Origin of the sequence: Streptomyces sp. NPDC046557 (assembly GCF_040645975.1) — a bacterium.
Taxonomy (GTDB): domain Bacteria; phylum Actinomycetota; class Actinomycetes; order Streptomycetales; family Streptomycetaceae; genus Streptomyces.
Map to the genome: position 1 here is coordinate 63,527 of NZ_JBEYZH010000011.1, position 12,954 is coordinate 76,480.

The 12,954-nt window shown below is 72.0% G+C and carries 14 protein-coding genes; 7 read left to right on the forward strand and 7 right to left on the reverse strand.

Annotated elements, in window-relative coordinates; all coding sequences use genetic code 11:
• Nucleotides 1-96 precede the first annotated feature (96 nt).
• The gene (locus ABZ934_RS20365; RefSeq protein WP_361314987.1) at nt 97-741 is read left to right on the forward strand and encodes a TetR family transcriptional regulator; all 645 of its coding nucleotides are present in this window, start codon (nt 97-99) and stop codon (nt 739-741) included.
• Between the two features lie 17 nt (nt 742-758).
• Here ABZ934_RS20365 and def read toward each other — a convergent pair whose 3' ends face one another.
• Nucleotides 759-1,331 (reverse strand): peptide deformylase, encoded by a 573-nt coding sequence (gene def, locus ABZ934_RS20370; RefSeq protein ID WP_361314989.1) that lies wholly within the window; start codon nt 1,329-1,331, stop codon nt 759-761.
• 123 nt (nt 1,332-1,454) lie between these two features.
• Here def and ABZ934_RS20375 point away from each other — a divergent pair, with 123 nt between their 5' ends.
• The 6 genes from ABZ934_RS20375 (at nt 1,455) to ABZ934_RS20400 (ending at nt 6,760) form a co-directional block, all read left to right on the forward strand.
• Entirely contained in the window at nt 1,455-2,693 is a 1,239-nt protein-coding gene (locus ABZ934_RS20375) for a MurT ligase domain-containing protein (protein WP_136211516.1), read from the forward strand.
• Between the two features lie 28 nt (nt 2,694-2,721).
• A complete protein-coding gene (locus ABZ934_RS20380; protein WP_361314991.1) occupies nt 2,722-3,450 on the forward strand; it encodes a glutamine amidotransferase in 729 nt (242 codons plus the stop codon).
• A gap of 191 nt (nt 3,451-3,641) precedes the next feature.
• Complete coding sequence (locus ABZ934_RS20385; RefSeq protein ID WP_361314993.1) at nt 3,642-4,670, forward strand: 6-phosphofructokinase; 1,029 nt, start codon at nt 3,642-3,644, stop codon at nt 4,668-4,670.
• Between the two features lie 92 nt (nt 4,671-4,762).
• Nucleotides 4,763-5,731: a cytochrome c oxidase assembly protein gene (locus ABZ934_RS20390; RefSeq protein WP_361314996.1), complete on the forward strand. Its 969-nt coding sequence runs from the start codon at nt 4,763-4,765 to the stop codon at nt 5,729-5,731.
• A 32-nt stretch (nt 5,732-5,763) separates the two neighbouring features.
• Nucleotides 5,764-5,922: a hypothetical protein gene (locus tag ABZ934_RS20395; protein ID WP_361314999.1), complete on the forward strand. Its 159-nt coding sequence runs from the start codon at nt 5,764-5,766 to the stop codon at nt 5,920-5,922.
• A 127-nt stretch (nt 5,923-6,049) separates the two neighbouring features.
• Nucleotides 6,050-6,760 carry a lysophospholipid acyltransferase family protein gene (locus tag ABZ934_RS20400; protein WP_361315001.1) on the forward strand — a complete coding sequence of 237 codons (711 nt, stop codon included), beginning with the start codon at nt 6,050-6,052 and terminating at the stop codon, nt 6,758-6,760.
• Nucleotides 6,761-6,846: 86 nt separating this feature from the next.
• Here the strand turns inward: ABZ934_RS20400 and ABZ934_RS20405 are convergent, their stop codons facing one another.
• From ABZ934_RS20405 to ABZ934_RS20430, 6 genes are all read right to left on the reverse strand, one after another.
• Entirely contained in the window at nt 6,847-8,508 is a 1,662-nt protein-coding gene (locus ABZ934_RS20405) for an alpha/beta hydrolase (protein WP_361315003.1), read from the reverse strand.
• A 193-nt stretch (nt 8,509-8,701) separates the two neighbouring features.
• Nucleotides 8,702-9,454: an urease accessory protein UreD gene (locus tag ABZ934_RS20410; RefSeq protein ID WP_361315203.1), complete on the reverse strand. Its 753-nt coding sequence runs from the start codon at nt 9,452-9,454 to the stop codon at nt 8,702-8,704.
• A 68-nt stretch (nt 9,455-9,522) separates the two neighbouring features.
• The gene (gene ureG, locus ABZ934_RS20415) at nt 9,523-10,218 is read right to left on the reverse strand and encodes an urease accessory protein UreG (protein ID WP_361315005.1); all 696 of its coding nucleotides are present in this window, start codon (nt 10,216-10,218) and stop codon (nt 9,523-9,525) included.
• A 30-nt stretch (nt 10,219-10,248) separates the two neighbouring features.
• On the reverse strand, nt 10,249-10,923 hold the full coding sequence (locus tag ABZ934_RS20420; protein WP_361315007.1) for an urease accessory UreF family protein: 675 nt from the start codon (nt 10,921-10,923) through the stop codon (nt 10,249-10,251).
• The gene (locus ABZ934_RS20425; protein WP_361315010.1) at nt 10,923-12,644 is read right to left on the reverse strand and encodes an urease subunit alpha; all 1,722 of its coding nucleotides are present in this window, start codon (nt 12,642-12,644) and stop codon (nt 10,923-10,925) included. Before ABZ934_RS20425 ends, ABZ934_RS20420 begins: the two co-directional genes overlap by 1 nt.
• The gene (locus tag ABZ934_RS20430) at nt 12,637-12,948 is read right to left on the reverse strand and encodes an urease subunit beta (protein ID WP_136211536.1); all 312 of its coding nucleotides are present in this window, start codon (nt 12,946-12,948) and stop codon (nt 12,637-12,639) included. Before ABZ934_RS20430 ends, ABZ934_RS20425 begins: the two co-directional genes overlap by 8 nt.
• Between the last annotated feature and the right edge of the window lie 6 nt (nt 12,949-12,954).

A 12,954-nucleotide genomic window follows, 5' to 3' on the forward strand; every position in this document is an offset into this window, starting at 1 on the left:
GCCACGGGACCGCCGCCGGGTCGATCACCACGGTGTGCGGGGTGTTACGTTGCGTGGGCGTCACGCACATCGCAAGGGCGGGGAGAGAAACACGTCATGGAGACCACGCAGCAGGCCGGCGAACCGGGAGCGGCCGAGCGCCGACGGCGGGAGCTGCTCGAAGCGGCCGACCGCGTCGTACTCAGGGACGGCCCCAAAGCCTCGATGAACGCCATCGCCGCGGAGGCGGGCATCACCAAGCCCATCCTCTACCGGCACTTCGGCGACAAGGCCGGCCTCTACCAGGCCCTCGCCGTCCGGCACACCGACGCCCTGCTGGACTCCCTGCGGGCCGCCCTGGACGCCCCGGCCGAGCGGCGCAGCCGGGTCGAGTCCACCCTCGACACCTACCTCGCGGCCATCGAGGCCCGGCCCCAGGTGTACCGGTTCCTCATGCACCCGGCGGAGGACTCGCAGTCCGCCGAGCGCGGCTTCGACGTCGGCCTGCACTCGGCCCCGCTGCTGCGCCGCCTCGGCGAGGAACTGGCCAAGGTCATCGGCGAACGCGTGGACCTCGGTCCGGGCGGCGAACGCCTGGCCCGGGTATGGGGTCACGGCATCGTCGGCATGATGCACGCGGCGGGCGACTGGTGGCTCGGCGAACGCCCCTGTGAACGCGCGGAATTGGTGGCCGGACTCACGGACCTGCTGTGGGGGCGCCTGGCCACGGCCGGCAACCGCGTGGGCGGCCCCGGATTCTGAGCGCCGCCCGGCTCGCGTCAGGCCCGCGGGCCCGGTTCCGCGACGAGTGCCCGCGCGCCCCAGGCCGTCTTGGCGATCGCCCGCCGCAGCCGGCGCGCCCGCAACCCGGTGACCCGGTCCGCGTAGACGGTGCCCTCCAAGTGGTCGCACTCGTGCTGGAGGCAGCGGGCGAAGAACCCGGTCCCCGAGATCCGCACCGGCGCGCCGTCGGAGGTGACCCCTTCGACCACGGCGTGGTCGAAGCGGACAGTGCCGGCTTCCAGGCCCGGCAGCGACAGACAGCCCTCGGGGCCGCGGAACTCGTCCCCGTCGGCGCTCACCAGCCGCGGGTTGACGACGTGTCCGACATGGCGGACGTCCTCGTCGTCGGGGCAGTCGTAGACGAACACCCGCTGCCCCACCCCGATCTGGTTGGCGGCGAGGCCGACGCCCTGGGCCGCGTACATGGTCGCGAACATGTCCTCGACGAGCCGGGCGAGGGAGGGCCCGAACTCGGTGACCTCGGCGCACGGCGAGTGGAGCACCGGATCGCCCAGCAGGCTCATGGTGCGGACGAGTCCGGTGGTACCGGGGATGAGGCGCTGTCGCATGGCCGTAAGCGTACGACGGGCGAAGATATGAGCAGATCCGCGCCGCCCCTGGGGCGCCGCGGTCAAGGCCCCGGCAGGTACTGGATAGGCTGGGGCCGACCGACGCAAGGAGGACAAGGGACGATGGCAGGCAACACGGAGCCGCTTTCGCCGCGGGCCAAGCTGGCCGTGACGGCGGGCAAGGCCGCGGCGGCGGTGTCGCGGGCCGCGGGACGCGGAAGCGGATCGGTGATCGGTGGCAAGGTCGCACTCAGGCTGGACCCCGATCTCCTCGGCGCGCTGGCGCAGCATCTCGATGTCGTCCTCGTCTCCGCGACGAACGGCAAGACCACCACGACGCGCCTGATCGCCGAGGCCCTGCGGGCCAGCGGTCCGGTGGTCTCCAACGCCCTCGGCGCGAACATGCCGGCGGGCATCACCTCCGCCCTGGCGGGCGGCTCGGACGCCAAGTACGGCGTCATCGAGGTCGACGAGAAGTACCTCGCCGGGGTGGCCCGGGACGTCACCCCCAAGGTGATCGCCCTGCTCAACCTCTCCCGCGACCAACTGGACCGCGCCGCCGAGACCCGCATGCTCGCCGAGAAGTGGCGCGAGGGGCTCCAGGGCTCCAAGGCCGTCATCGTGGCCAACTGCGACGACCCGCTGATCGTGTGGTCCGCTTCCTCCTCGCAGAACGTGGTGTGGGTCGCGGCCGGCCAGGAGTGGAAGGACGACGCCTGGTCGTGCCCCTCCTGCGGTGGTGTCATGCAGCGCCCCGGCGACGACTGGTTCTGCGGCGAGTGCGGCTTCCGCCGCCCCACGCCCAGCTGGGTGCTCTCCGGCGACCACGTCCTCGACCCGCACGGCAGCGCGTGGCCGATCCACCTCCAGCTGCCCGGCCGCGCCAACAAGGCCAACGCCGCCACCTCGGCCGCCGTGGCCGCCGTGTTCGGTGTCCCGCCGCAGGTCGCGCTGGAGCGGATGTACCAGGTGCAGGCGGTCGCCGGCCGCTACGACGTGGTCTCCTTCCAGGGCCGTGAACTGCGGCTGCTGCTCGCCAAGAACCCCGCGGGCTGGCTGGAGACGTTCTCGCTGATCGACCCGCCGCCGACGCCGGTGATCCTGTCCGTCAACGCGCGCGGCGCCGACGGCACGGACACCTCCTGGCTCTGGGACGTGGACTACCCGCGCCTGGCCGGGCACCCCATCTTCGTGATCGGCGACCGCAAGCTGGACCTCGCGGTCCGCCTGGAGGTCGCGGGCCTGGACTTCCGGGTCTGCGAGACCCTGGACGAGGCCGTACAGCTCGCCCCGCCCGGACAGATCGAGCTGATCGCCAACTACACCGCCTTCCAGGACGTGCGCCGCCGCGTCGGCAACTAGTACTCATACCTCCAGAGGACACAAGAGCATGAGCGACAACAGCCTGCGTCTGGTGTGGGTCTACCCGGACCTGCTCAGCACGTACGGAGACCAGGGCAACGCCCTCGTCGTGGAGCGCCGGGCGCGCCAGCGCGGCCTGGACGTACAGCGCGTGGACGTGCGCAGCGACCAGCCCATCCCCACCTCGGGCGACATCTACCTGATCGGCGGTGGCGAGGACCGGCCGCAGCGCCTGGCGGCGGAGCGGCTGGTGCGCGACGGCGGCCTGGAGCGGGCCGTCTCGAACGGGGCGATCGTCTTCTCGGTCTGCGCCGGGTACCAGATCCTCGGCAACGAGTTCGTCAACGACATGGGCGAGCGCCAGCAGGGCCTGGGCCTGCTGGACGTGGTCACCGTGCGCGGCGAGGGCGAGCGGTGCGTCGGCGATGTGCTCGCCGACATCGACCCGCGCCTGAACCTGCCCCCGCTGACGGGCTTCGAGAACCACCAGGGCGTGACGCACCTCGGTCCGACGGCCAAGCCGTTCGCCCGTACCCGCCTGGGCCGGGGCAACGGCACCGGCGACGGCACCGAAGGCGCGTACAACGACACGGTGTTCGGCACCTACATGCACGGTCCCGTGATGGCCCGCAATCCGCAGATCGCGGACCTGCTGCTGAAGCTGGCCCTCGACGTGAACGCGCTGCCGGGCCTGGACGACCGCTGGTACGAGGCGCTGCGCGACGAGCGCATCGCGGCGGCCACGCAGCCCGCGTAACGCGTCCGTCACACCCCGTTCGGCCCGGATTCCCCTTGGGGGGTCCGGGCCGACGTGCGTTCGCACGACGGATGTGACCAGCATGTGGAGGATGGTTCAGTCCAGTGGGAATCCGCTTGTAGGCTGGCGGGCAGTACCAACCGGACGACGTGGTCCGGTCGTCGGCCCACGTTGCAAAGGTTCTTCCTGCCATGCGCATTGGTGTGCTCACTTCCGGAGGCGACTGCCCCGGCCTCAATGCCGTCATCCGCTCCGTCGTGCACCGCGCCGTCGTCGACCACGGTGACGAGGTGATCGGCTTCCACGACGGCTGGCGGGGCCTGCTGGAGTGCGACTACCGCAAGCTCGACCTGGACGCCGTGAGCGGCATCCTGGCCCGCGGCGGCACCATCCTCGGCTCCTCCCGCGTCCAGCCCGCGCATCTGCGCGACGGCGTGGAACGGGCTCGCGGTCACCTCGCCGACCTCGGTCTGGACGCCATCATCCCGATCGGCGGCGAGGGCACGCTCAAGGCGGCGAACCTGCTGTCCCAGGGCGGTCTGCCCATCGTCGGCGTTCCCAAGACCATCGACAACGACATCGCCTCGACCGACGTCACCTTCGGTTTCGACACCGCCGTCGGCGTCGCCACCGAGGCCCTGGACCGGCTGAAGACCACCGCCGAGTCGCACCAGCGGGTCATGGTCGTCGAGGTCATGGGCCGGCACACCGGCTGGATCGCGCTCCACTCGGGCATGGCGGCGGGCGCGCACGCCATCGTCGTGCCGGAGCGTCCGTTCGACATCGACGAGCTGACCGCGATCGTCGGCGAGCGGTTCTCGGCCGGCAAGCGGTTCGCGATCGTGGTGGTCGCCGAGGGCGCCAAGCCCGCCGAGGGCAGCTCGATGGCGCTGGAGGCGGGCGGCACCGACATGTACGGCCACGAGCGGTTCGCCGGCATCGGCAACCGGCTCGCCGTCGAGCTGGAGGACCGCCTCGGCAAGGAAGCCCGCCCGGTCATCCTCGGCCACGTGCAGCGGGGCGGCACGCCGACCGCGTACGACCGCGTCCTGGCCACCCGCTTCGGTTGGCACGCGGTGGAGGCCGCCCACCGCGGCGAGTTCGGCATGCTGACCGCGCTGCGCGGCACCGACATCGTGATGGTGCCGCTCGCCGACGCCGTGCGGACCCTCAAGACGGTCCCGGTCGAGCGTTACGACGAGGCGGAGACCGTTCTGTGATGTTTCCCCCCTTCTGACACCCGCCCCCGGACGCTTCGGTGTCCGGGGGCGGCACTACTGTGGTGGAGCGCCACAGTCAAGGGAGTGAACAGATGGATCACAGCGGTCACGGCATGGACATGAACATGGACATGGACATGGACCTGCCGCCGTTCACTCTCGGGCGCGGGCTGGAGTTCTCCTTCGACGCCTTCTTCCTGATCGGCTCGGTGCTGGGCCTGGGCCTGTACCTGTGGGGCGTGGCGCGGCTGCGCCGGCGCGGGGACGCGTGGCCGGTGGGCCGGACCGTCTCCTTCACCGTGGGCGTGCTGACGGTGGCCCTGATGATGTGCACCAAGCTGAACGACTACGGCATGGTCATGTTCAGCGTGCACATGGTGCAGCACATGGTGATCAGCATGCTCTCCCCGATCCTGCTGCTGCTCGGCGCTCCCGTGACACTGACGCTGCGTGCGCTCGCGCCGGCCGCCCGGGGCGTCAAGGGTCCGCGCGAGCTGTTGCTGATGCTGCTGCACAGCCGCTACCTGAAGGTGATCACGCACCCGGCGTTCACGATCCCGCTGTTCATCGCCAGCCTCTACGGCCTCTACTTCACCCCGCTGTTCGACTCGCTGATGCAGAGCAGGGCCGGGCACATCGGGATGATGGTCCACTTCCTGGCCGTCGGTCTGATCTTCTTCTGGCCGATCATGGGCGTCGACCCGGGGCCGCACCGTCCCGGCTACGTGATGCGGATGCTGGAGCTGTTCGCCGGGATGCCGTTCCACGCCTTCTTCGGCATCGCGCTGATGATGGCGAGCGAGCCGATGATCAAGACGTACGAGAACCCGCCGGCCTCCCTGGGCGTCGACGCGCTGCTCGACCAGCAGTGGGGCGGCGGGATCGCCTGGGCGTTCAGTGAGATCCCATCGGTGCTGGTGCTGATCGCGCTGGTCTACCAGTGGTACCGCTCGGAGCAGCGGGCCGCCAAGCGCTCGGACCGGGCGGCGGACCGCAACGGGGACCAGGAGCTGGATGCGTACAACTCGTATCTGGCCTCCCTCCAGGGGCGTGGCCGGTAGCGCGTCGGCCCCTCCCCGCGCAACCATGGGGCATGAGCGGATCCGTTAAGGCGATGGCCGTGATGACCGTCGGCTCCCTGGTGGCCGTCGCCGCGTACTCCGTGGCGCTCGGCAGCAACGGCTGGCTGTGGTTCGTGTGGGTGCTGCTGGGCCTGCTGACCGCCGGCCTGGCAGCCACGCGCCGTACGTGACCCACACGCCCCTTCCCCCGGTGTGCGCGGCCTCGCGCGGGCAGTCTCCTGATGCGGACGTTCGCCGGACCCGTGCGGTACCGCGGGCGCCACGCTGACCTGTCCGCCAGGTGAAGGGAAACGGCCGGTGTTCTACCACTTGCTCAAGCACGTGCTGCTCGGCCCGCTGCTGAGGCTGCTGTTCCGGCCGCGGATCGAGGGCCTGGAGAACATCCCGCCGGAGGGCGCGGCGATCATCGCCGGCAATCACCTGTCGTTCTCGGACCACTTCCTGATGCCGGCGATCCTCAAGCGCAGGATCACCTTCCTGGCGAAGGCCGAGTACTTCACCGGCCCGGGCCTCAAAGGGCGCCTGACGGCGGCCTTCTTCCGCAGCGCCGGGCAGATCCCGGTGGACCGTTCCGGCAAGGACGCCGGCCGGGCGGCGCTGCGCGAGGGACTCGGGGTGCTGGCCAAGGGCGAACTGCTGGGCATCTACCCGGAGGGCACCCGCTCGCACGACGGCCGGCTCTACAAGGGCAAGGTGGGGGTGGCCGCGATGGCGCTCGGCGCGGGCGTGCCGGTCGTGCCCTGTGCGATGGTCGGCACCTTCGAGATCCAGCCGCCCGGACAGAAGATCCCGAACATCCGGCGGGTCACGATCCGCTTCGGCCGGCCGCTGGACTTCTCCCGGTACGCGGGCCTGGAAGGCGAGCGGGCGATCCTGCGGGCCGTCACCGACGAGATCATGTACGCGGTCCTGGAGCTGTCCGGCCAGGAGTACGTCGACCGGTACGCGGCCGAGGTGAAGGCGGAGCAGGAGCAGACACGGAAGAAGGCCCGGCGCGGGACGCGCTGAGCCTTCTTCCGTGCTGCGATGCTCCGTGCTCGGGTGCTCCGTGCCGCGGTGCTTCACCGCTCCGTGCTCCGGTGCCGCCGACGGTCCTAGCGGACGGCCGGGAGCTCCTCACGCGGCGCGCGCTCGGCGCCCTGGGACCGGGCCGTCGACTTGGGGGCCGGGGCGACCGGGGCGGCGTGCGGCCCGCACGTCACGTCCTGGGCGTCGACCTTGCCGGTCAGCAGGTAGCCCTCAACGCGGGTGTTGATGCAGGGGTTCACCAGGCTGGTGACACCGTGCGAGCCCGCGTCCTTCTCGGTGATCAGACGCGAACCGCCGAGGCGGCGGTGCATCTCGACGCCACCCGCGTACGGGGTGGCCGCGTCGCGCTCGCTCTGGACGACGAGGACCGGCGGCAGACCGCGCTTGGCGCTCGCGCCGACCTCGATCGGGCTGCTCTGCTTGGACTTCCACGTCGCGCAGGGCAGGTTCATCCACGCGTTGGACCAGGTCAGGAAGGGGTACTTCTTGTTCAGCGCGGTGTTGTCCTTGTCCCACTTGGCCCAGCTGGTGGGCCACTTGGCGTCGGCGCACTCGACCGCGGTGTAGACGGCGTTGCCGTTCTCCGTGCTGATGTTGCCCTTGATGTCGGAGAGGTCCGGGGTGATCGCGTCGATCAGCGGCTTCTCGTCACCGGCGACGTACGCGCTCAGCGCCTGGGCGGTGGGTACCCAGGAGGAGTCGTAGTACGGGGCGTTCTGGAAGAAGCCGATGAGCTCCGCCGGACCGGCCACGCCACCGAGCGGGTTGGCCTTGGCCTTGGCGCGCAGTTCCAGCCACTTGGCCTCGACCTTGGCGCGGGTGTCGCCGATGTGGAAGACGTTGTCGTTCTTGGCGACCCAGTCCTCCCAGTCGTTCCAGCGCATCTGGAAGGCGACATCCTGTTCCAGGTTGGCCTGGTACCAGATGTTGTCCTGCTCCGGGTTGACCACGCTGTCGACGATCATGCGGCGCACGTGGCCCGGGAACAGGGTCGCGTAGACCCCGCCGAGGTAGGTGCCGTAGGAGACGCCGAGGTAGTTCAGCTTCTTCTCGCCGAGCGCGGCCCGGATGACGTCCAGGTCACGCGCGGTGTTCGGCGTGGTCATGAACGGCAGCATCTCGCCGCTGCGCTCCTTGCAGCCGTCCGCGTACTCCGCGGCGAGCTTGCGCTGGGCGCGCTTGTCGGCCTCGTTGGACGGGACCGGGTCCGCCTTCGGGACCTTCACGTACTCCTGCGGGTCGACGCAGGAGATGGGCGCCGAGTGGCCGACGCCGCGCGGGTCGAAGCCCACGAAGTCGTACGCCTTGGCGGTGTTGACCCACAGCGGGGACTTGGTGGTGGTCCGGCGCGGGAAGCGCATGCCGGAACCGCCGGGGCCGCCGGGGTTGTAGACGAGGGCGCCCTGGCGCTCCTCCTTGGTCCCGGTGCTGACCGCGCGGTCGACGGCGAGCTCGATGGTCTTGCCGTACGGCTTGGCGTAGTCGATCGGGACCTTCACCCAGCCGCACTGGATCGGCTTCTCGAAGCCCCAGTCGGCAGGGCAGTCCTTCCAATCGATCCCGGCGCGGGCCGCGCGGGCGGCGGCGACCTGGACGCCGATCGCCTCGTTGTAGCCGTTGTCACCGGAGGCCGGGGCGGCCTCGGCGGTCGGGGCGAGCAGCAGGCTCGCCGCCAGTGCGCCGGTGATCAGAGTGGCGGCGCTCCCCAGCGCCGCGGTGCGTATCACGTGGTTGTTCCCCCTGCGTCATCTGCCGTCGCGGGCAGCCGTCTTGGTCGGATTCGGTCGTTGACGTGCAGGGGGATCCTTGCGCCTGACCGGGACCGGGCGACAGTGCACGGCCCGGTTCTTTGCCAACCCGATATGCGGACGGGGGTGTACCGCTGAGCGGTGTCCGGTTCGCCCCGGGTCCGCCCTCCTGTTACCAGCCGTACGTCGCGCAGGCCGCGTCGAGCAGTTCCCGCAGCCGCAGGGCGTCCGGGGCGAGGGCCGTCACCAGGACGGCCGGTCCGGCGAGCGGGGTCACCGCCGCGAACTCTCCCAGCACCGCGGCGGCCGGCGGGTTTTCGGCGAAGGCCGGGTCCACGACGAGGAGCTGCCCGAGCGCACGGTGGCCCGCGAGTCCCGCCGGGCCGTCCCAACCGCCGGGGGCTCCCGGCCCGCAGGCCAGTTCCTGGTCCAGCAGCGAACCGCCGCCCCGGGTGACGGTGAGCCGGCTGCGGAGCAGGCCCGGGTCCTCTCCCGTGCGGCCGAGCACCTGCTCCTCGCGCAGCAACAGTCGGGCCGTGGCGGCGAGTTCCACGCGGGTGCGCACCCGCAGGTCGCTGCCGCGTACGGAGACCAGCGGTTCCGGCAGCCAGCGCACCGCCGCCGCCTCGGCCAGCGTCAGCCGTACGTCGTACCGTGCGGGCGCGCCGCCCCGGCCGGGCAGGGCCAGGGTGGCCGCCGCCGAGCGGAGCCCGAGCCGGGCCCCCGGCCCGACGTCGGCCTCGACGCTCAGGTGGTCCCCGCCGAGCGGCGCGCTCATCGCGCCGACCAGCATGACGCCGGCCTCGGCGCCCTCGCCGCGGGTGCGGCGCAGCGCGAGCGGGCCGTCCCCCACCAGCAACGGCAGCGCGGTGCCGCCCCGGCCGTCGGCGACGGCGGCGATCCGGGCGGTGGCCCGCAGACCCACCGGGGCGGGGGCCGGCGGGGCGGGGGCCGGCGGGGCGGGGGCCGGCGGGGCGACGACGGGCGCGCTGGTCACCGTGCGGCCCAGGCCGCGATCCGGCCGCGCACCCAGTCGGCGACCGGGGTGACGCCTTCGGGCCCGCGCAGGGACTGGAACGCCACGGGCAGGTCGCCGCGCTGGTCGGCGGCGTCGCGGGCCATCCGGTCCAGGTCGGAGCCGACGTAGGGGGCGAGGTCGGTCTTGTTGACGATGAGCAGGTCGGCGGTGGTGACGCCGGGGCCGCCCTTGCGCGGGATGTCGTCGCCACCGGCCACGTCGATGACGAAGATCTGGGCGTCGACCAGGCCGCGGGAGAAGGTCGCGGTCAGGTTGTCACCGCCGGACTCGACGAGGATCAGGTCCAGGGGCGCGGTGTGCCGGTGTGCTTCCTCCAGTTCCTCGACCGCCTCCAGGTTGGCGGAGATGTCGTCGCGGATGGCGGTGTGCGGGCAGGCCCCGGTCTCGACGGCGCTGATCCGCTCGGGCGGCAGGACCGCCTCGCGGAGCAGGAACTCGGCGTCCTCGCGGGTGTAGATGTCGTTGGTGACGACGGCCATGGACAGTTCGGCGCGCAGGGCCCGGCAGAGCGCCGCGACGGTGGCGGTCTTGCCGGAGCCGACCGGTCCGCCGAGGCCGACGCGCAGGGCGCGGCGGGTGCCGTCGGCGCGTACGGGCTCGGCGCTGTGGGTGTGGCGGTGGGGGAAGCTCCCGCCGTGGTCGAGGTGCATGGTTCTCCTTGGGGTGGGGGGCGGCGGCGGTCAGGAGGCGAAGAGCCGGACCGGCCAGTCGGCATGGACCTGCGCCGCGATGTCGAGCAGCGGCGAGGAGGCGGCCGGCAGTGCGTCCAGGCCCTCGTGCCGGGCCAGCAGTGCGGCGCTCGCCGCCCGACCGGACACGGCGTCGAGTTCGGGGGCGAGGCCGGCCAGGACCGCGCTCGCCTCGAAGGGGTCCAGGCCCAGCAGTCGGACGGTCGCGGTGGCCGGACCGCTGACGCTCTCGTACGCCGCCACGTGCGCGGCGTCCAGGGGCCCGAGCCCGGCGGCCCGGGCGGTGACGCCGAGCACCACGGGCTGGTGGACCCCGCGGGGGAAGGCGGCGGCCAGCGCGTCGAGTTCGGCCGCCGGCCAGGTCGCCCGGGCGGCCCGCAGCAATTGTCGGCCCAGCCGCCGCGCGGCCAGGCGCAGCGCGGGCGAGGGGGTGCGGGCGTCGGCGGCGGCATCGAGGTCGGCCGGGTCGAGGCCGTGCGCGGCGGCCGCGGCGAGGCCGGCGGCGACGAGGCCGGAGGTGTGCAGCCGGCCCCGGCAGAACTCCGCGAGGGTGGCGGCGTCATGGATCCGGCCCGCCTTGCAGGCGGCCTCCGCCCCGCCGGAGTGGGCGTGCCCTCCGGCGGGGAAGCGTCCGTCCGCGAGGACGAGCAGTGCTGCGAGGCTCATCAGAACAGGAAGTATCTCTGTGCCATGGGCAGTTCCGCCGCCGGGGCCGGTTCCACGACCTCGCCGTCGATGGTGACGGTGAAGGTGTCGGCGTCGACCTCGACCCTGGGCATGGCGTCGTTGTTGCGCATGTCCGTCTTGCTCACCTTGCGGGTGCTCTCGATGGCCACGAACCGCTTGTCGAGGCCGAGGCGTTCGGGCAGGTCGTCGTCGAGGGCGGCCTGCGCCGTGAAGTTGAGCGAGTTGAGGGCCGGCGCGCGCCCCATGGCCCCGTACATCGGGCGGGGCAGGATGGGCTGTGGGGTGGGGATGGAGGCGTTGGCGTCGCCCATCTGGGCGTAGGCGATCTGGCCGCCCTTGACGACGACCTCGGGCTTGACCCCGAAGAAGGCGGGGGTCCACAGGACCAGGTCGGCGAGCTTGCCGACCTCGACCGAGCCGATCTCGCGGGCGAGGCCCTGTGCGACCGCGGGGTTGATCGTGTACTTGGCGACGTAGCGCCGCGCCCGCTGGTTGTCGGCCGGGCCGTCGCCGGGCAGGAAGCCGCGCCGCTTCTTCATCACGTGGGCGGTCTGCCAGGTGCGCAGCACGACCTCGCCGACCCGGCCCATGGCCTGGGAGTCGGAGGAGATGATGGAGATGGCCCCGAGGTCGTGCAGGACGTCCTCGGCGGCGATGGTGGAGGGGCGGATCCGGGACTCGGCGAAGGCGAGGTCCTCCGGGACGGCCGGGTTGAGGTGGTGGCAGACCATCAGCATGTCGAGGTGTTCCTCGATGGTGTTGACGGTGTGCGGCCGGGTGGGGTTGGTGGAACTGGGCAGGATGTTCGGCTCGGATACCACGGTGATGATGTCGGGTGCGTGGCCGCCGCCCGCGCCCTCGGTGTGGTACGAGTGGATGGTCCGCCCGGCGATGGCCGCGAGGGTATCCGCGACGAAGCCGGCCTCGTTGAGGGTGTCGGTGTGGATGGCGACCTGGGCGCCGGTCTCTTCCGCGACGGTCAGACAGGCGTCGATGGCGGCGGGCGTGGCCCCCCAGTCCTCGTGGATCTTGAAGCCGAGGGCGCCGCCGCGCAGCTGCGAGTACATGCCCTCGCGGGACATGGTGTTGCCCTTGCCGAGCAGGCCGATGTTGACGGGGTACGCCTCCAGCGCCGCGAACATCCTGGCCAGGTGCCAGGGCCCGGGCGTGACGGTGGTGGCCTTGGAGCCCTCGGCGGGTCCGGTGCCGCCGCCGACGAGGGTGGTGATGCCGGAGGCGAGGGCCTCGTCGATCACGGTGGGGGCGATGAAGTGCACGTGGGCGTCGATGGCGCCGGCGGTGACGATCTTCCCGTTGCCCGCGATGATCTCGGTCTCGGGACCGATGATCAGGGAGGGGTCGACCCCGTCCATGGTGTCCGGGTTGCCGGCCTTGCCGATGCCGCAGATCCGGCCGTCGCGGATGCCGAGGTCCGCCTTGACGATGCCCCAGTGGTCGAGGATCACCACCCCGGTGATCACCGTGTCGGGGGAGCCTTCGGCGCGGGTGGTGCGGGCCTGGCCCATGGACTCGCGGATGACCTTGCCGCCGCCGAAGACGGCCTCGTCGCCGGAGCGTCCGGGTCCGCCGCTGAGGTCCTGCTCGATCTCCACGAAGAGGTCGGTGTCGGCGAGCCGGATGCGGTCGCCCTTGGTCGGGCCGAAGAGGTCCGCGTACGTCTGGCGCGAGATCTCAGCCATCGAGCGGCCCTCCGGTTTCCCCGCGCAGGCCCGGCACGGTGCGCAGGCCGCCCAGCGGGACGAGTTCGACGGAGACGGGGATGCCCGGCTCGAAGCGGACGGCGGTACCGGCGGCGATGTTGAGCCGGAGCCCGTGGGCGGCGGCGCGGTCGAAGTCGAGGCCCGGGTTGACTTCGGCGAAGTGGTAGTGCGAGCCGACCTGCACGGGGCGGTCGGCGGCGTTGAGCACGGTGAGACGGGTGATGGCGCGACCTTCGTTCAGGCGCACCGGACCGTCCCCGAAGGCGATTTCGCCGGGGATCATGCGGGT